Source organism: Winogradskyella tangerina (genome assembly GCF_003260205.1).
GTDB lineage: Bacteria > Bacteroidota > Bacteroidia > Flavobacteriales > Flavobacteriaceae > Winogradskyella > Winogradskyella tangerina.
Window position 1 is genome coordinate 19246 of the sequence record NZ_QERF01000003.1, and the last position, 18204, is coordinate 37449.

Genomic DNA, 18204 nt, shown 5'->3' on the forward strand with positions numbered 1-18204 from the left:
TTTTTTATTCAATTTATTCTGAAATTACCATATTCTCACACGTTCTTCAGGTGGTAAATACATCGCATCACCTTCTTTAATACCAAATGCTTCATAGAAGGCATCGATATTTTTTAATGGCTGTGTTGCTCTAATATGACCTGGCGAATGCGGATCGGTGTTAATCTGTGTTCTTAAGGCCTCGTCTCTAATTATCGTTCTCCAAACTGTAGCCCAAGACATAAAGAAACGCTGCTCTGCTGTGAATCCGTCAATATCATCTGGTCTTCCGTTTTCCTTGAAGTATAATTGTAATCCGTCATAGGCTCCTAAAACACCTCCAAGATCACCGATGTTTTCACCTAAGGTAAATGGACCATTAACATAAACACTATCCAACACTTCAATTGCAGAATACTGATCTGCTAATGCTTTACCTCTCTTTTCAAACTCGGCAAGATCTTCTTCAGTCCACCAGTTATTAACGTTACCGTCGCCGTCAAAACGCGCACCAGAATCATCAAATGCATGAGAAATCTCATGACCAATAACAGCACCTATGGCACCATAATTAACAGCCTCGTCAGCCGTGTAGTTATAGAATGGAGGTTGCAAGATTGCCGCCGGAAAAACAATTTCATTGTTTAAAGGGTTATGGTAGGCATTTACCATTTGTGGTGGCATGCCCCATTCGCTCTTATCAACGGGTTCGTTTATTTCACTTAAATTCTTCTTTTGAGCCCAAGCGCCAACAGCTAACATATTCTCAGCATAAGAATTACCTTCTTTAACCTGTAAGTCTGAATAGTCTTCCCACTCATCTGGATAAGCAATTTTTACTGTGAACTTATCCAATTTTTCAATGGCTTTTTGCTTCGTAACTTCACTCATCCAATCTAAATCTGAAATTCTATTCTGAAAGGCTTTGATGACATTTTCAATCATTTTTTCTGCCTTTTCCTTTGCTTCTGGTGGGAATTTCGCCTGAACATAAAGCTGACCTACAGCTTCTCCTACACTACCATCAACCGTACCAAGTGCACGCTCATCAGCAGGACGCATTTTTTTCGCACCGTTAAGAGTTTTACCATAAAACTCCCAATTCGCTTTTTCTATTTCAGTGGTTAGGAAACCAGCAGCACCGTTTAATGTGCTCCAGTCCATTAAGGTTTTAATATCCTCAATAGATGTAGAAGCCAAAAAGTTATCGAGTGCCTTCATATATTTTGGTTGCATTACCAATAAAGTATCCACTTGCTTTTCAATGCCCATATCATCCATAAACTTCTTCCAGTTGATAGAAGGCGTCATGGTCTGTAAATCTTCAACTGAAGTTGGATTATTAAAGTTTCTAATATCTCTACTTGCCACTTTATCTAAACGTGGTTCCGCAAGTTGTGTCTCCATTGCTAAGATCTTTTCTGCTGCAGCACTAGCATCTGCTTCAGAATAGTTGATATATTGCAACATTCTAGCGACGTGATCAACATATTGCGACCTAATTTCTTTGGTCTTTTCGTCTTGATCTAAATAGTAATCGCGCTGTAAACCTAAACCTGCTGCAAAAACCCAAGCAGTATTCATACTACTATCATTCAGATCTGGATTTGCACCAATACCTGCAAATGGAGCTGCAACACCTAGTGTTTTCGCCAAAACAGTCTGCATATCATTGAGGTTATTAATTCCGTCTATTTTATCTAATAGCGGTTGCAATGGCGCTATGCCAGCTTCGTTTCGAGCCACAGAATCAAGCTCTGATTCAAAAATTAAAAGTGCTTTTTGCTGGTCTGAACCTTCCTTGTAGGTGCCTAATTCTTTAGATGTATTAAGGATTTCTAAAACATCTTGGCGGGTAGATTTGCGCAGAACCATAAAACCGCCCCAACGGGTTTCGTCGTCTGGAATGGTGTTTGTTTCAAGCCATTTACCATTGACATACTTGTAAAAATCTTCTCCTGGACTAACGCTTGTGTCCATGTTTTCCAATATAATTCCTGGAATTTTCTCTCCTGCGTATGCAGTGTCTTTTTTGGCTTCATCTTTACATCCAACAATAGCAAAGAAAGCCAAACCTGATATCGCTAGAACGCGACTTAGATTGGTCTTCATAATGTGATTTTAGTTAATTCGAATTGTTTAGTATTAATAAGACCGATTAATAGGGTCTTATGTTACATCTTAACAAAATTTTAAGAGTTTTAGCCTTTAAAACTCAGATTCGATCTGATCGTAAATATCCTTCTCTATTTTCTTATTGATCTGGTAGTTGAGATTAGAAAAAGCTACCAAAACCTCTTTAACGCTCTGTAGTTTTAAACTATCCTGTATATTGTCTAATGTCAAATTTTCATTTAACCTTAAAAGGGTAGTTTCCATGATAACCGTTCTGGAAACAATGGCATTGGTTTGAAGCGTATCTGGAATTTTCATTTTTAAGGTGTCTATAAATCCCTTTAAGAGCGTCTTATCTCCATTGAAGAATGTTAAATCTGCTTTTCTCAAATAACTAACCTGAATGGCAAGCTCCTGATATTTATCCCAATTAGCTACAACACTTTCGCCATTTGCACTCAGTACATAATCCGTAAACTTAAAATTCTCAATAGCCCTTGCTGTGATGACATCCTTTTGATTTGAAGCATTTTCTTCAACAGGGTCCGTTGTATTTTGATCTCCCTTGCAATTCATTACAAGTACGAGCACGATACAAATAAGGCTAAAACGAATATTCATTTACATTAAAAATTTGATTGTAAATATACTTAAACTAAAATATTGAAATCTTAGTATGTTCTTAAAAATTAGATTATCAAATATTTAGAAATAGCGCTATTTTTTTGAAAATTTTAATTTATAGCAGCCTATTTTCTTGTTATTTTTGACAATATTATAATTGAAAACTATGCCTTCCAAAATTTTGATTATTGGTGCCTGTGGACAAATTGGTTCTGAACTCACCGCTAAACTTAGAGAGATCCACGGTATTAACAATGTAATTGCCAGCGATATAAATACTCGAAAATTAGATCTGGTTAATGCAGGTCCTTTCGAGATTATTGATGCCAAGAATTTTAATGCTATTAAAGACTGTTGCAAAAATCACGACATTGACACCGTATATTTAATGGCGGCATTGCTAAGTGCAACAGGAGAAAAATACCCAATGGAGGCTTGGGATCTAAACATGAATTCACTTTTTCATGTCCTTAATTTGGCAAAAGGTGGAACAATAAAAAAAGTATATTGGCCTAGTAGTATCGCGGTATTTGGACCGACAACCCCTCAAGAGTTTACACCTCAACATACTATTTGCGAACCTACTACTGTTTACGGTATTACCAAACAAGTAGGCGAACGATGGTGCGAATATTATCACAAAAAATATGGCGTTGATGTTAGAAGTATTCGTTATCCTGGCATTATTAGTCACAAAGCTATGCCAGGAGGCGGCACTACTGATTACGCTGTTGAAATTTATCATGACGCCATTAAAAAAGGTAAATATGAATGTTTCCTCTCTGAAGAAACTAATCTACCAATGATGTTTATGGACGATGCGATAAAGGCAACCGTTGATCTTATGGAGGCACCAACCGAAGATTTAACAATTAGATCTTCCTACAACCTAGCAGCCATATCATTTACACCTAAAGAAATCGTAGCTAGTATTAAAAGGCACTTGCCTGATTTTGAAATAAGCTATAACCCTGATTTTAGACAGGCGATTGCTGACAGCTGGCCATCTTCTATTGATGATTCGGTAGCAAGAGCTGATTGGAATTGGCAACATCACTTTGATTTAGATGCGATGACTAAAGTTATGCTTGAAGAACTGAAGAAAAAATACGCTAAGAAATAAAGCTAATTCACTCATCAATACATTCTTCGGGCACAATTAATTCAAAAATTTTACCTCTGTTAATCTGAGTTATGGGTAATTTATGATACCCTATATAGGTCTGAATTTTTATGGTTTTGACTAAAGTAAAAAACCAAAAAACAGCTATTCCGTCGTCATTAGTTAGATTCATTTCAGAAAGGCTAAAAACGTTTGAATAATTAATTGCAGTAACCGGTGTGAATTTTATTGGGTTGCCTTCAACATCTTTAAATTTGAGAATGTACCTGCCGAGCATAGCCTATTTTTCAATTGTTTCTATTTACATATTTAGCCAAATAATGAGATAAAACCATGTTGAATTCAATAGTTGTAAGCGAACAATTCACAAACGGGAAGATAAGGTACTGGATGAAGTTTTAGACTAGAAGTTGTACTGCTTCATATCTAATTAAATGAACAGAGCCAGAACAAAATGTCCTGGCCCTGAATGATAATAAAACTTAACTATCATCATGAAAAAAAAGTTTAGTGCTTTATAATAAATTCACTTCTGCGATTGAGTTGATGTTCATCTTCATGGCACTTAACACCATTGGAACAATGGTTTAGAAGTTCATTTTCTCCATAACCAATTCCGGTCAATCTAGAAGGATCAATACCCCGTTCTATTAAATATTTCATTGTGGATTGTGCCCTTCGGATCGACAACTTCATATTGTAACTATCGTTAGCTCTGCTATCTGTATGTGATTTAATATGAATCTTCAAGTCTGGAAACTTCTTCATAATTGCAAGAATCTTTTGAAGCTCTACCTCGGAGTCTGAACGAATAATATCTTTATTTAAATCAAAGTAAATTGGGTTAAGAATAGATCCAATATTGGTGTTTTCTTTCAGTTCTATTTCGCGCTTTAAAAGCATAATATCCGTTGTAACTATACCATCTTTGGGGTCACCAATTAGTTCTTCATAGGTTTGATAACCGTTCCGTTCAATACGGATAAATCTAGCTTTATCAATATCAACTTTATCAAATTCATAAAGGCCAGATTTAGCAATTTTTTTAACTATAACATTATTGTCGCCGTCAATTAATGAGACTACAACATCATCCAAAATTTCCCCTGTTTTTTTATCACGAACAACACCTTCTACCTTTATGGTTTCAGGAGTTTTCATGATTTTGTTTACGTTTACTTTGAAAATATTATCACTCGCTTCTAAATTCCGGTTGGAAGCAAAATAACCTTCATTATTATCATTATTATAAACCCAAGCAAAATCATCCATCGAACTATTTACAGGCTTCCCTAAATTCATTAGTTCACCATACTGACCACCTTCATTTATTTGCACCGAATACACGTCTAGACCTCCCAAATTTTCCTGAAAACCATTTGATGAAAAGTATAACGTCCCATCATTTGCCATATAAGGAAACATTTCATTCATTGGCGTATTTAATTTTTCAAGATTTTTGGGTTCGCTAAAGTTGCCGTTTTCTAAAATATCAACTTCAATACGGGCTGAGCCGCACCCTCTACAATTAAAGCGCAGAATTCCTTACCATCACTTCCTGTGATAGTTTTAAAGTCAATAACTTTTACCATTTTCTTTTGTATTATTATTAATTAACTAGGGGGAATCCCCCAAATTATTATGACAGGGTGGTTGATAATATATTTAATTCGTTCATATACTTCGAACTTATATTTTAAGGATGTATTTGTTCCATCAATAACGAACAATAAGTATTTATTTACTTCAACTTATTTCTGAGTTTGCTCATTTCATTACTAACACTTTGCTGCACAATCTTCCCGTAGTGACGTTGAGTAATTATCATACTAGAATGACCTAGTAATTCACTAACAATTTCCATTGGCACTTCATTAAATAAAAGTACTGTCGATGCAAAGGTTCTTCGAGCTATATGTGTAGTTAATCTTTTTTCGATTCCAATAATAAATGCTACTTCTTTTAAGTAACTATTATATTTCTGGTTACTTATTCTTGGAAAAACATAATTATCATTATCGAATTTTGCTAATATTTCTAAGGCCTTGGGAAGAATTGGTATGGATACTGGTCTTGATGTTTTTTCTCGTACTATCTGAATCCATTTATGGCCGTCAAATCCATCTATTATGTTTTCTTGTTTTAAATTCATAAGATCTACATAGGCAAGTCCTGTGTAACAACAAAAAACAAATAAGTCTTGGATTAAGCTAAGTCTAGATTGATTGAACTTATAATTTTCTATGAAAAATAATTCTTTTTGATTTAAAAAGACGATTTTCTTTTTTACAGGTTTTGCCTTATGCAGCTCAAAAGGATTTCTCTGAAGAAAACCGTCAACAACTGCCATCTTAATTACTCTTTTAAACCTCTGTAATTTTTTATTAATTGTAACCTGCTGATAGTCTTTTTCAGTTTTATAATAATACTCTAGTTTATCTAAAAAATTCGGTTTTAAATCTTTCAACAGAATATCATTTTTTTTAAAATCTGATTTCAAAACTCTCATTATATCTGATTTTATATAGAAGTATTTTTTATATGTTTCTTGTTTTAACTCTATATTTATTAGTTTTTTATATTTCTTTAGATAAATGTCATAGTATTCAATAACTCCTATTTCATTGGTGTCCTTTTCACCTATAAATACTCTAAAAATATCATCTACGCTAAAATCTACATCCTTTATCTTCAATGATAAAAAAGAATGATTTATTTTATTTCTAATTAATGTCAAATGCTTATTTTTTAAATCCGATTCTTCCGAATCACCCCCGACGAGTTGTTTTCTACTATCCCATAGTTTAGGGTCAATGTACTCGCCTGTACTAAAAGATCTTCTCTTTTTCTTGTATGTAATTCTGCCATACAGTGCAGCTTTACCATTTTTTATTCTGCCTCTATATAAAACGAAAATAAAATTTAATCTATCTAAAATCATTGATGTTATATGTTTGATTATGTGGTATTTAGGTGATACCTTTCATTTGTAAATTGCTACCTTACAGATTACCTCTAGATTTATATTTTATAAATCTTGTAATTCGGATAATAATATTTTGCTCTGATATTGTACTGGGAATAGGCAATAAAAAAACCCACCACTTTCGTGGTGAGTTATTAGCTCCTCAGACTGGGCTCGAACCAGTGACCCTCTGATTAACAGTCAGATGCTCTAACCAACTGAGCTACTGAGGAAGATCTATTTTCGCGTTAGCGAGCGCAAATATAAATTATTTTTTAATCTCTACAATGTGAAATCTTAATTTTTTAAACTCTAAACCTAAAAAATATTTAGCGCGTTATGGCCTTGAATATATCGTTTCCGTTAGCAAATAACACCAATGCGATAAGAATAAAGAACCCAACGATCTGTGCGCGTTCTAAGAATTTTTCACTTGGCTTACGCCCCGAAACCATCTCGTATAATAAGAACATCACATGACCACCATCTAAGGCCGGAATTGGCAACAGGTTTAAAACACCAAGCATTATGGATAAAAATGCCGTAATAGTCCAAAAACTCTCCCAAACCCAACGGTCAGAAAAAATATCGAAGATGGCTTTAAATCCACCAACGCCTTTGTAGGCACCAGTTTTAGGCGTAAAGATCAGCTTTAACTGCTCGCCATATTTTTTGAATTCCTTAATGAATTTATCTGTTCCGGCACCAAAACTTTCACTAAAAGTGTACTCTTTTCTGGTAATTTTCAAATACCCAAGTTCTTCAAAAATATTCAGACTTCCGCCAGGCATAATACCAAGTGTTCCTTCAGAATCAATCTTTAATGGCACATCAATAGTATTGCCATCTCTAAGTATTTTGGCATTGACAGTTTGGTTCTTATTGGCCATTAAAACAGGCTCAAATTCATCGAAATATTTTAATTCCTTATCGTTAATTCCAACGATCAAATCCCCTTTTTTTATGTTAGCCTCAGCGTTGTGTAAGGTATCTATGGCATAACTCACATAAAAAGGCGAACGCAACTTAAGCAATGGACCGTCCTCTTTTTTACTGTCTGATAATCGTCCGGCAAAATCTTCAGGGAAAGTTATGGTTTGTTCAACACCATCACGTCTAATCTGAATTTCCTCTGCGGTCAAAAAACTATAGGTGAGGTCTGTTAAATTCTCATAGGTCTCACCATTTACCGACAGGATTTCATCGCCTGTTCTTAAACCGGTCTCTAAGATCGCTTCATTCTGAATTAAATAACCGTCCTTAATACTATTGGTAGCAATTGCTGTATCGCCATAATAACCCGACATAAAAACATAGATCACCCAGGCCAAAATAAAGTTAACCGTTACACCGCCAAGCATTATAATTAAACGCTGCCAAGCTGGTTTAGAACGGAATTCCCAAGGTTGTGGTGGTTGATTCAATTGCTCTTTGTCCATACTCTCATCGATCATACCGGCTATCTTCACGTAACCACCGAGAGGCAGCCAGCCAATGCCATAAACGGTTTCTCCGATTTTCTTTTTGAAGAGCGAATACTTCACATCAAAGAAGAGGTAAAACTTCTCAACTTTTGTCTTAAATAATTTAGCTGGTATAAAGTGTCCTAACTCGTGAAGCACGATAAGGAGTGATAAACTCAATAAGAATTGCGATATCTTTATTACAAATTCCATGTAATCATTTTCAAATTTCGATTGACAAAAGTACGGTTTTCAAGGCATTTTGAAAACAAATGTATTTTTAATCGGAATTTTTTTAACAATCATTTATATATCAAAGGATTCCAATGAGATTATTGTGTTAAAATCATTCGAAAAAATAGACATGAGTCGTAACTTTGCAATTCTAAAAATTAATGTACGTCTATGTCATTTCTTTCCTTTTTTAAACGCTATAAAAAGTTCGGAATTTTCTTTTCAATATTGTGTATTGTCATCATTATGATGATCTATAATATCCTGAATGTTAAAGCACCATTGCCAATTTATCAACCAGCGATGGTTAGTGAAGAGCTGGTAGATAGTACCATTCAACATCAAATGAAATACCATACGATAGCCGATTTCAGTCTTACCAATCAAAATGGTGAAACGGTAACTCAAGATACTTATAAAGACAAAATATATGTGGCAGACTTCTTCTTTACAACCTGCCCAACTATTTGTCCGATTATGACCGATCACATGTATCAGATTCAGAAAGAAATATTAAGCGACGACGATGTGATGTTATTGTCCCATTCCGTAACTCCAAAGATTGACAGCGTGGCACAACTCAAAAAATACGCCAAGGAAAAAGGGGTGATTGATCGCAAATGGAATTTAGTCACAGGCGATAAAAAACAGATCTATGAGCTCGCCAGAAAAAGCTACTTGGCTGTTAAAACAGATGGTAATGGTGATGAGTACGATATGATCCATACCGAGAATTTTATGCTTATCGATAAGAAACGGCAGATCAGAGGATTTTACAATGGCACCAAGCCTGAAGATATTGAGCAACTGCTCGAGGATATTCAAACCTTAAAAGACGAATCTTAAATTCTTTACAAAGGGTTTTAGGCAATTGAAATTTTGCCGTATTTTTGCTTCTTTAAAATTATTCTAAATAAGTAAGCTTTGACATTAGCAGAACTAAAACGAGGGCAACAAGGTGTTATTACCGATGTTTCTTCCATTCATATTCCTTTAAAACTATTGGAAATGGGTTGCCTACCTGGTAATAGTGTTGAGCTTGTGCAAGTTGCCCCGTTTTCAGATCCGATGTATCTTAATATCAATGGATCGCATTTGGCTATTAGAAAAGAAACTGCAGTTCATATTTTAATTGAGTGTGTAGATGAGTAAGCAGATCAATGTTGCCTTAATTGGAAATCCAAATACCGGAAAAACATCTGTTTTTAACTCCCTAACCGGTCTCAATCAAAAAGTAGGTAACTACCCTGGGATTACCGTCGACAAAAAAGAAGGTATCTGCAAACTACCACGAGGTGTAAAAGCACATATTATTGATCTTCCTGGCACTTATAGTTTGAATGCCTCATCACTAGATGAAAATGTGGTTATTGAATTACTTCTGAATAAGAACGACAAAGATTTTCCTGATGTTGCTGTAGTTGTTACCGATGTTGAAAACCTGAAGCGCAATCTGTTACTTTTCACGCAGATAAAAGACTTAGAGATCCCAACCATTCTTGTGATCAATATGTCCGACCGAATGGCTTATAAAGGCATTTCTTTAGATATTGAACATCTCGAAGAACGCCTTAAGACCAAGATCGCGCTAATTAGCACGAGAAAAAATACCGGTATTGGTGAGTTAAAGGAACTGATCACTAATTACAAGACTCTTTCTACCGAACCCTGCATGAATGCCACGTCTATAGACAAAGACTATTTTGAATCGCTTCAAAAGGCATTCCCAAACCAACTATTATATAAACTTTGGTTAGTTATAACCCAAGATGTCAACTTTGGTAAAATAGACCGCAACACCATCGATGCCGTTTCAGATTTTAAAACCAAGTCTAAGACCGATCTTAAACGCCTTCAGCAAAAAGAAACCATAAAGCGCTATCAATTTATAAACGACACCCTTAAAAAAGGGCAAACGATAGATCTTAAATCTGCTAAAGATATTCGTATAAAATTAGACCGACTCTTAACGCACAAAGTTTGGGGTTACGTCATTTTCGCAGCCATATTACTTCTAATTTTTCAGGCAATATACGACTGGGCTCAAGTACCAATGGACTTTATAGATAGCACCTTTGCATCGTTTAGTGAATGGGCAAAAACAACTTTACCTGAAGGCGCCTTTAGCGACCTTATTGCTGAAGGGCTCATCCCTGGTCTCGGCGGTATTGTTATTTTTATTCCTCAGATTGCCTTTCTATTCCTCTTTATATCAATCTTAGAAGAAAGTGGCTATATGAGTCGCGTGGTCTTTTTAATGGACCGTGTAATGCGTCGATTTGGATTGAGCGGAAAAAGTGTGGTGCCTTTAATTTCGGGGACTGCATGTGCAATTCCTGCTGTAATGGCTACCCGCAATATTGAAAGCTGGAAAGAGCGTTTAATTACTATTTTGGTTACGCCATTTATGACCTGCTCTGCCCGATTACCTGTTTACCTCATCATCATTGCCTTAGTGATTCCTGAAGGCCGGTTTCTAGGCTTAAGTTATCAAGCACTAACTTTAATGTTGCTCTATCTTATTGGCTTTGGCGCTGCTGTGGGTTCGGCATATCTTTTAAGCAAAGTACTAAAGATTAAAAGCAAATCCTTCTTTGTTATAGAAATGCCTAATTATAAATTACCGCTGTTTAAAAATGTGGCAATAACTGTAATTGAGAAAACTAAAACCTTCGTTTTTGAAGCAGGTAAGATCATATTAGCCATTTCAATAATTCTGTGGTTTTTAGCGTCGTACGGACCAGGAGAGCAATTCAATAATGCGGAAACTATAGTTCAGCAAGCAAATCCTAATGCTTCAGAAACTGTCTTAAATGATATGATCGCCGAACACAAATTAGAGCATTCGTACATCGGAATCATTGGTAAAACTATTGAACCTGTAATTCAACCTTTAGGTTATGATTGGAAAATTGGGATAGGACTGGTGACTTCCTTCGCGGCTAGAGAAGTTTTTGTTGGGACGCTAGCGACTATTTACAGTGTGGGAAGCGCCAATGAACTCGATGATGAAGATGAGGCCATGTCCACCATTAAAGGTAGAATGGCAGAAGAAGTCCATAGTGATGGCCGGAAGGTTTTTACCTTCCCATCTGGGATATCGCTACTATTGTTTTATGCCTTCGCTATGCAGTGTATGAGTACTCTTGCCATTGTAAAACGTGAAACAAACTCATGGAAATGGCCTGTTTATCAGCTTGTTATTATGAGCGGAATTGCGTATTTTGTAGCTCTTGTTGCCTTTCAAATTTTGAAATAAATGAATACTATTATTCAAAATATACTTCTTGTTTTAGCGCTAGGATCAGCACTGGTTTTTTTGTATAGAAAGTTCTTCTGGAAACCTAAAAAAGCAACCGATTCTAAGGCGTGCGGTAATGACGGTTGTGGATGTCATTAATCCTTGTTTTAATTGGCTACTATTTCGATTATAAACATTCGAAAAATACCTTCCTGAAAGATTTTAGTTCAGGATGTCTGGTCTTTGTTTTTCTTATTATATCTGGACTTGGCTTTATTACGCTCTTCGATCTACATTACGTTTATGGTATTTTCTATATAGGTGTAGAAATCATTTTGCTTTTCGCTTTAAAAGCTATTATTCAGAGCAATATGAATAAGAGAAAGTAACTTGAATTTAATCTGTACCTTATCCTAAACCAACATCTAGGGTCATCATAATTATAAAGCCGCCAATAAATCCTAAGGTTGCAATATCTGTGTATTTATCGCGCTGCGTTTCAGGAATTACTTCTTCTACAACCACAAAGATCATAGCACCTGCTGCAAACGCTAAAGCGTAAGGTAAAATAGGCTGAAAGAAAGTTACCGCTAATGCACCAACCACTGCCGCCATAGGCTCTACTATGGCCGATAATTGTCCGTACCAAAAACTTTTAAATTTGCTCACACCATGTCTTCTCAACGGCATCGAAACGGCCAAGCCTTCAGGAAAGTTTTGAATACCTATTCCTAAAGCCAGTGCTACAGCACCACCAATTGTAGCCTCAGGAATGCCTGCCGCTACACCACCAAATAAAACACCAACAGCTAAGCCTTCCGGTATGTTGTGTAAGGCAATAGCCAAAACTAAAAGTGTGGTTCTGCGCCAAGGTGTTTTAACCCCTTCCTTTTCATCCTCTCTAAAGTTGATATGAAGGTGTGGTAAGACCTTATCTAATCCGAAAATGAACAAAGCACCAAGCGAAAACCCAACAACGGCCGGTATCACCTTCACAAATCCTTCGCCCTCACTCATTTCTATTCCTGGAGCCAGTAAACTCCAAAAACTAGCTGCTACCATCACACCGCCTGTAAATCCTAGCATTCCATCTAGTAATGCACGATTCATCCCTTTAAAAAAGAATACCAATGACGCCCCAGCAGCCGTTAAGATCCAAGTAAATAAGGAGGCGTATAATGCCCCTAGAACAGGGTCAATGGTTTCAAAATATTGTATGATACTGTCCATAGTATTAAAGTTTTTTTACGAATAAATTATTTGTGATCGATTTAGACATTACAATAGTTTTAGAATTGATCTCTAAACTCATAGATTGATCAAAATCCTCCTTTTCAATGACATGTATTTTAGAACCGAGACCAATTTGATGCTTGTCTAGATACTTTAAAAAATCAGATGATGAATCTATTACACCTACACAGGTGTATGTTTCCCCAACACTTGCTTGTGAAAGAACGATCTTATCCGTACGTTGAATTTGTCCATTTTTATCAGGAATGGGGTCCCCATGGGGATCGTGCGTTGGAAAATCTAAAAGCGCGTCCAATTCATTGATTAACTTGGGCGATTTAATATGCTCTAGCTGTTCTGCAACATCATGAACCTCATCCCAAGAAAAATTTAATTTATCTACCAAAAACACTTCCCAAAGACGGTGTTTTCTAATAATATCTACAGCTGTTAATCGCCCTTTCTCAGTAAGATTTACACCTTTATATTTTATATAGGTGATTAGATTTTTGTCTGCTAACTTTTTGAGCATGTCGGTCACAGAAGAAGCCTTGGCATCGATCTTCTTAGCAATAGCATTTGTACTGACACCTTTTTTTGAAGTCTGACTAATGTGATAAATAGCCTTTAAATAATTTTCTTCTGTTAATGTAGTTAGCATATTATTCTTCTGTTAATATGGAGAGCATTTCCTTGGGTGGAATATAGCGATAAATCCGTTGTTCTATATTGAAATCTTTATCTAAAATCACAGTGGCAGGAAGCTCTAGCTGTTGATCTTTTCGACCTGCTAACAATTCTGGAATTTGATGAAAGGCAGTTCGTTTTTTACCAATATTAAGATTAACAAATGACTGACCGCCAAACCGAATAGTATCTTTTGTCTCAACATTGAATTTTACAGCGTAATATTCATTATTTATAGCATCTACGATTTCGGGTTTTGTATAAACAGCTTCTTCCATTTTTTTACAAAAAACACACCAATCTGCATAGAAATGAACAATGACCTTTTTTGGTTCTTCATTTAAAGCAACCTCGAGCTTTTCAAAAGATAACCAATCGACTTTCGACTTCGGAATAAAGCTCAGAAACATTAAGCTTAAGATTGATATGACAGCTACCTTTTTCATCGATGCATTTTTCCTATTTTGATACCAAGAAAAAATGTTCTCGGTAGTGCCGGACCATAAACATAGTCTGAATCTCGCGTTGGTCCCACCTGAAAATCATCCTGAAAACTGTTAAACAAATTCTTCACGCCAGCGTTAAATGTAATCTGAAAGTCGTTAGACACATCTAAATGTGCTTCTGCATTTAAATTTACATCAAAAAAGGCATCGCTTTCATTCAAACTTAAAAATCCCGAATCACTAATCACCAATGGAACGATCATCGACCCTGTATAGGTACCAGTAACTGAAATACTGTAGGTGTCGTTGGGTGTCCAGTTCGTATTGAGGTAGCCGTAAACATTTGGGTTTCGGGTAAATTCTGAAATCAAAATATCGGTTTCATTAGGGTTAGTACCATCAGCTTCAAACAAGATTTGATCTTCATTATATTCTGAACGCTGCAGAGTTCCACCAATTTGAAAAAGCCACTTCTTGGACGGTGACACACCAAATTCAAAATTAGCACCATAGACAATGGCACCTTCTCCATTTCGAACTTCTTCAACTATAGACCCGTTCTGTAATTGCGCTCCAGTACTAACTAAGGTAAAAGGGTTTTCTAAACTTGTGTAAAACCCTTCAACCAAAAAATTGGTCTGCGTTGTATTAAATTCTTTGGCAAAGTTGAAAGAACCTGTAAAAGCATTAGAAAATTCAGATTCTAGATCATCTGAAAGAATAACAAATTGTGGTTCTCCACCGACGGATGATATATGTAAGTCTTCATTAAAAGCCTGTGGCGCCCTAAATCCTCTGGCATAGCCTCCTCTAAATTTTAGGTCTTCCATTAATTGGTAGGCTATGGTCAATCTGGGATTTAAAGTCGTTTGAAAAATATCTACAGCTCTTGAAATATCACCTACAGTATAGTTACCATCAACATTAATGTGATCTACACGCGACCCAATTAAGGCCGAAAAAGATGCATTTGGCTTCCATTCGTATTGGGCATAGGCACCAACCGCATTGACTTTTTGATCTATTCTTCGATTATAGCCAATAATATTGTCATCCGTACTGCTCCTGTTATACTCGATCCCGGATGTTAAAACATCGCGCTTAAACTGTTTAGTAAACTGAAAGCCAGTTGCCACAGCCAAATCTTTTGTAATGCCGTAGGCGTTAAGTGCTGTTAGGCTATCTTGGGCAGTTCTACCGCCACCTAAACCACCATAATAACTATCTCTATCAGTGAATTGTACTGAACTATAAATAGAGTAATAGTTGGTATTTGCCTCATTATTGAAATCGTAACTCACGCCACCCATAATTGTGTTATGAGTTAACTCCTCAGTGATATCCGTGAGGTGTGGTGGTAAGTCCAAGCGGTCTCCACCACGACGGTATTCGTTAAGAACAGTTGCATCAAGGGTGAGTCTACTATGATCCGTTGGTTTGTAGTATAATTTTGTTCCGAAGGTGGTATTTTTTAACTCTACAACCTCAGTGAATCCGTCACCATTGGCATCCCATTCATCTCTATTTCTATGAATACCGTAAAATGTAGCGCCGCTTCTGAGGTCGTCAGAAACAAGTGAAGCGTTGAAGTTAAGAACGCGGTCTGGCGTATCTCCATCAATGAGCCCCAAGTAACTGCCCACTTCCCAAGTATTTAAAACGGGATCTTTAGTAATAATATTTACAGTTCCGGCGATAGCATTAGATCCAAATAGTGCCGAGCCACCACTACGTACTATTTCAATTTTATCAATGATCTGCGTTGGGATTTGTTCTAATCCATAAACGCTATTCAAGGCACTAAATACAGCACGACTGTTAACTAATATTTGAGAATAACTGCCATCTAATCCGTTGAGTCGAACTTGTGTAAATCCACAATTTTGACAATTGTTTTCAACCCTAACACCTGGAGAGTAATTAAGACTTTCAGAAACTGCCAAAGATTGGGTTGCTGTAATAAGTTTCTCTCCCAAGGTATTCACCACAATTGGTGCTTCTTTTTTGTTTACCCTATTCCTGGTGGCACTCACTACAACCTCATCTAAACCTAAAAGATCTTCAACGAGTTCAATGATCAAATCATTTTTATTATTTGCAGTAATTGTGATCAATTTATATTTAGTCTTATAACCAACGAAATCTACATTCAAATTATATTCACCGTAAGGTATTTTTAAAGTGAATTTTCCTTCGGCATTAGAATACGTCTGATAAACCTTTTCAGCATTTGTAAATTTAAGTGCTGCATAAGCAATCGCTTCATCACCAAATTTAACTGTACCATTTACATCAATGTTTTGTGCACTGAGACTAAAAATCCCAAGCAGAAAAACAACAATCAATATTCGCATTCAAACAATTTTTATACAAATATAAATATATTTTTAGACAAGTCTAAAAATTATCAGATGATAAATAATATTTCCTAAAGGTTTTTTCGAATTAAGAATCAGTCAAATCTTGAGATGACTTGCTTTTTAGGCTTTCATCCACCATTTCAACTCCTTGTTTTTTGAACGTACTCGGATGTTCTAAAATGCCAAGACTGGAATCCTTGTTTTCATTTTTATTAATGGATAGCTTGATAATGACAAATGCTAAAACAAAGACAAATACTACACTAGCAATGAACCAAGCCATAGGTTAGATCTTATTTAAATCCACGTTCTTTCTGAATGTGCTCATAAGCTTCCTGTACTTGCCTGAACTTTTCTTCAGCACCTTCCTGGTGTTCCTTGCCTAAATGCACCACGCGATCTGGATGATACTTTTTAGCCATTTTACGGTAAGCACTTTTTACCTCATCATCAGATGCAGATTTATCAACTTCTAGAATTTTGTAAGCATTATTGGTTTCGTCATAAAACATAGCTTTTATGCTTTCATAATCTTTATGACTTATTCCTAGATACCCAGACATGGTATAGATCTGACGAATTTCAACCTCCGCAATATGACCGTCAGCCTTTGCTATTCCGAATAAAAAATGAAGTAACTGTAGACGCGAAGCATGATCCATCATTTGCTTGATCTGCATACATACCTGGCGCATAGATATGTTTTGCTTAGACACACGTTTGAACAATTCAAAGGCATGATTTGCACGATCCTTCCCATACATGTTTCGAAACTGCTGACGTACATAATCTAACTCGCGTTGATCTTGTTTCCCATCTGCTTTTATTATGATCGACGCCAAAATAAGTAAGCTCACCTCAAAATCGCCAGATTGTGTTTTTGGTTTCTGATCTCTTCGGGTTTGTTTAGGTCTTTGACGATAAGGATCACGCTGACGTGAACGTTTAGTTTGGCTTTCGCCAAGTAACGGTGTGCCATCTCCTGCTAAATTATCAACGAAACTGCCTAAGGCTAAACCAATAATTGCTCCTATTGGTCCACCAAAAGACCATCCTATAGCACCGCCGATCCACTTTGCAAAACTCATGTATTTCTTTTATTAATTGTAAAAATCAAATATACTATTTGTTAGTCTAACTCATTCATAATTTGTTTCAATTCAGACTATAGAAAATCTAAATGCTATAATATAAACTGACTACTGATAACTAATAAACAGCTACTATTTTTCTTTATCTTTGCATTTCAAAAGTGTTAATTAAAAAGAATTAAAATATGTATCCAGCAGAATTAGTAAAACCAATGCGCGAAGATTTAACAAACGTTGGTTTTGAAGAATTACATACTACAGAAGCTGTTGACAATGCCCTTGCAAAAGAAGGAACAACTCTAGTGGTTGTAAACTCTGTTTGTGGTTGTGCTGCAGCAAATGCAAGACCAGGTGCTCGCATGAGTTTACAAAACGCTAAACGTCCTGATAACTTAGTAACAGTTTTTGCGGGTGTAGATAAAGAAGCTACAGATAAAGCCAGAGAATATATGGTGCCATTTCCTCCAAGCTCACCGAGTATGGCCTTATTTAAAGATGGTGAATTAGTACACATGCTAGAGCGTCATCATATTGAAGGAAGACCTGCGGAACTAATTGCAGAGAACCTAATGGACGCCTACAACGATCATTGTTAAGAGCTTTCTGAAAAAATAAAATTAAAAACCACGAATTAATTCGTGGT

At 36.1% G+C, this 18204-nt stretch carries 18 protein-coding genes and 1 tRNA gene; 6 read left to right on the forward strand and 13 right to left on the reverse strand.

Annotated elements, in window-relative coordinates:
• Window positions 1-24: 24 nt before the first annotated feature.
• Window positions 25-2091 carry a M13 family metallopeptidase gene (locus tag DDY94_RS05615; RefSeq protein ID WP_111683079.1) on the reverse strand — a complete coding sequence of 689 codons (2067 nt, stop codon included), beginning with the start codon at window positions 2089-2091 and terminating at the stop codon, window positions 25-27.
• 96 nt (window positions 2092-2187) lie between these two features.
• Window positions 2188-2715: a hypothetical protein gene (locus DDY94_RS05620; RefSeq protein WP_157957260.1), complete on the reverse strand. Its 528-nt coding sequence runs from the start codon at window positions 2713-2715 to the stop codon at window positions 2188-2190.
• Between the two features lie 169 nt (window positions 2716-2884).
• On the opposite strand from DDY94_RS05620, the gene DDY94_RS05625 reads away from it, so the two are divergent.
• Window positions 2885-3841, forward strand: coding sequence for an NAD-dependent epimerase/dehydratase family protein (locus DDY94_RS05625; RefSeq protein WP_111683081.1), 957 nt, complete (start codon window positions 2885-2887; stop codon window positions 3839-3841).
• A 7-nt stretch (window positions 3842-3848) separates the two neighbouring features.
• On the opposite strand, the gene DDY94_RS05630 is transcribed toward DDY94_RS05625, so the two are convergent.
• The 5 genes from DDY94_RS05630 to rseP all read right to left on the reverse strand — a co-directional run bounded on the left by DDY94_RS05630 (window position 3849) and on the right by rseP (window position 8482).
• Complete coding sequence (locus tag DDY94_RS05630; protein WP_111683082.1) at window positions 3849-4118, reverse strand: hypothetical protein; 270 nt, start codon at window positions 4116-4118, stop codon at window positions 3849-3851.
• A gap of 230 nt (window positions 4119-4348) precedes the next feature.
• A complete protein-coding gene (locus tag DDY94_RS05635; RefSeq protein ID WP_111683083.1) occupies window positions 4349-5275 on the reverse strand; it encodes an OmpA family protein in 927 nt (308 codons plus the stop codon).
• Window positions 5276-5582: 307 nt separating this feature from the next.
• Window positions 5583-6782, reverse strand: coding sequence for a site-specific integrase (locus DDY94_RS05640; RefSeq protein ID WP_111683084.1), 1200 nt, complete (start codon window positions 6780-6782; stop codon window positions 5583-5585).
• A 183-nt stretch (window positions 6783-6965) separates the two neighbouring features.
• A tRNA-Asn gene (locus tag DDY94_RS05645) sits at window positions 6966-7039 on the reverse strand.
• 96 nt (window positions 7040-7135) lie between these two features.
• Window positions 7136-8482 (reverse strand): RIP metalloprotease RseP, encoded by a 1347-nt coding sequence (gene rseP / locus DDY94_RS05650; protein WP_111683085.1) that lies wholly within the window; start codon window positions 8480-8482, stop codon window positions 7136-7138.
• A 192-nt stretch (window positions 8483-8674) separates the two neighbouring features.
• Between rseP and DDY94_RS05655 the strand changes: the two genes are divergently transcribed.
• From DDY94_RS05655 to DDY94_RS05670, 4 genes are all read left to right on the forward strand, one after another.
• The gene (locus DDY94_RS05655; RefSeq protein WP_111683086.1) at window positions 8675-9349 is read left to right on the forward strand and encodes an SCO family protein; all 675 of its coding nucleotides are present in this window, start codon (window positions 8675-8677) and stop codon (window positions 9347-9349) included.
• A 78-nt stretch (window positions 9350-9427) separates the two neighbouring features.
• Window positions 9428-9655 carry a FeoA family protein gene (locus DDY94_RS05660; protein WP_111683087.1) on the forward strand — a complete coding sequence of 76 codons (228 nt, stop codon included), beginning with the start codon at window positions 9428-9430 and terminating at the stop codon, window positions 9653-9655.
• The gene (gene feoB / locus DDY94_RS05665) at window positions 9648-11762 is read left to right on the forward strand and encodes a ferrous iron transport protein B (protein ID WP_111683088.1); all 2115 of its coding nucleotides are present in this window, start codon (window positions 9648-9650) and stop codon (window positions 11760-11762) included. Before DDY94_RS05660 ends, feoB begins: the two co-directional genes overlap by 8 nt.
• Window positions 11763-11903, forward strand: a complete 141-nt coding sequence (locus tag DDY94_RS05670) for a FeoB-associated Cys-rich membrane protein (RefSeq protein WP_111683089.1) — start codon at window positions 11763-11765, stop codon at window positions 11901-11903. It begins immediately after the preceding gene.
• Window positions 11904-12152: 249 nt separating this feature from the next.
• Here DDY94_RS05670 and DDY94_RS05680 read toward each other — a convergent pair whose 3' ends face one another.
• The 6 genes from DDY94_RS05680 to DDY94_RS05705 all read right to left on the reverse strand — a co-directional run bounded on the left by DDY94_RS05680 (window position 12153) and on the right by DDY94_RS05705 (window position 17558).
• A complete protein-coding gene (locus DDY94_RS05680) occupies window positions 12153-12974 on the reverse strand; it encodes a ZIP family metal transporter (RefSeq protein ID WP_111683091.1) in 822 nt (273 codons plus the stop codon).
• A 4-nt stretch (window positions 12975-12978) separates the two neighbouring features.
• Entirely contained in the window at window positions 12979-13638 is a 660-nt protein-coding gene (locus tag DDY94_RS05685; protein WP_111683092.1) for a metal-dependent transcriptional regulator, read from the reverse strand.
• A 1-nt stretch (window position 13639) separates the two neighbouring features.
• Entirely contained in the window at window positions 13640-14110 is a 471-nt protein-coding gene (locus tag DDY94_RS05690) for a thioredoxin family protein (RefSeq protein WP_111683093.1), read from the reverse strand.
• Window positions 14107-16464, reverse strand: a complete 2358-nt coding sequence (locus tag DDY94_RS05695) for a TonB-dependent receptor (protein ID WP_111683094.1) — start codon at window positions 16462-16464, stop codon at window positions 14107-14109. The genes DDY94_RS05690 and DDY94_RS05695 overlap by 4 nt, the downstream gene beginning before the upstream one ends.
• Window positions 16465-16555: 91 nt before the next feature.
• On the reverse strand, window positions 16556-16753 hold the full coding sequence (locus tag DDY94_RS05700) for a hypothetical protein (protein WP_111683095.1): 198 nt from the start codon (window positions 16751-16753) through the stop codon (window positions 16556-16558).
• 10 nt (window positions 16754-16763) lie between these two features.
• Window positions 16764-17558, reverse strand: coding sequence for a TerB family tellurite resistance protein (locus tag DDY94_RS05705; RefSeq protein WP_111683096.1), 795 nt, complete (start codon window positions 17556-17558; stop codon window positions 16764-16766).
• A 188-nt stretch (window positions 17559-17746) separates the two neighbouring features.
• Between DDY94_RS05705 and DDY94_RS05710 the strand changes: the two genes are divergently transcribed.
• Complete coding sequence (locus DDY94_RS05710; RefSeq protein WP_111683097.1) at window positions 17747-18157, forward strand: BrxA/BrxB family bacilliredoxin; 411 nt, start codon at window positions 17747-17749, stop codon at window positions 18155-18157.
• The last annotated feature ends 47 nt before the right edge of the window (window positions 18158-18204 follow it).

Bases quoted from the DNA above. Each gene is read 5' to 3' on its own strand.
- DDY94_RS05615 (WP_111683079.1), bottom strand. From the start codon at position 2,091: ATGAAGACCAATCTAAGTCGCGTTCTAGCGATATCAGGTTTGGCTTTC.
- DDY94_RS05625 (WP_111683081.1), top strand. From the start codon at position 2,885: ATGCCTTCCAAAATTTTGATTATTGGTGCCTGTGGACAAATTGGTTCT.
- DDY94_RS05635 (WP_111683083.1), bottom strand. From the start codon at position 5,275: ATGAATGAAATGTTTCCTTATATGGCAAATGATGGGACGTTATACTTT.
- DDY94_RS05670 (WP_111683089.1), top strand. From the start codon at position 11,763: ATGAATACTATTATTCAAAATATACTTCTTGTTTTAGCGCTAGGATCA.
- DDY94_RS05690 (WP_111683093.1), bottom strand. From the start codon at position 14,110: ATGAAAAAGGTAGCTGTCATATCAATCTTAAGCTTAATGTTTCTGAGC.
- rseP (WP_111683085.1), bottom strand. From the start codon at position 8,482: ATGGAATTTGTAATAAAGATATCGCAATTCTTATTGAGTTTATCACTC.
- DDY94_RS05680 (WP_111683091.1), bottom strand. From the start codon at position 12,974: ATGGACAGTATCATACAATATTTTGAAACCATTGACCCTGTTCTAGGG.
- DDY94_RS05655 (WP_111683086.1), top strand. From the start codon at position 8,675: ATGTCATTTCTTTCCTTTTTTAAACGCTATAAAAAGTTCGGAATTTTC.
- DDY94_RS05640 (WP_111683084.1), bottom strand. From the start codon at position 6,782: ATGATTTTAGATAGATTAAATTTTATTTTCGTTTTATATAGAGGCAGA.
- DDY94_RS05630 (WP_111683082.1), bottom strand. From the start codon at position 4,118: ATGCTCGGCAGGTACATTCTCAAATTTAAAGATGTTGAAGGCAACCCA.
- DDY94_RS05710 (WP_111683097.1), top strand. From the start codon at position 17,747: ATGTATCCAGCAGAATTAGTAAAACCAATGCGCGAAGATTTAACAAAC.
- DDY94_RS05705 (WP_111683096.1), bottom strand. From the start codon at position 17,558: ATGAGTTTTGCAAAGTGGATCGGCGGTGCTATAGGATGGTCTTTTGGT.
- DDY94_RS05700 (WP_111683095.1), bottom strand. From the start codon at position 16,753: ATGGCTTGGTTCATTGCTAGTGTAGTATTTGTCTTTGTTTTAGCATTT.
- feoB (WP_111683088.1), top strand. From the start codon at position 9,648: ATGAGTAAGCAGATCAATGTTGCCTTAATTGGAAATCCAAATACCGGA.
- DDY94_RS05685 (WP_111683092.1), bottom strand. From the start codon at position 13,638: ATGCTAACTACATTAACAGAAGAAAATTATTTAAAGGCTATTTATCAC.
- DDY94_RS05695 (WP_111683094.1), bottom strand. From the start codon at position 16,464: ATGCGAATATTGATTGTTGTTTTTCTGCTTGGGATTTTTAGTCTCAGT.
- DDY94_RS05620 (WP_157957260.1), bottom strand. From the start codon at position 2,715: ATGAATATTCGTTTTAGCCTTATTTGTATCGTGCTCGTACTTGTAATG.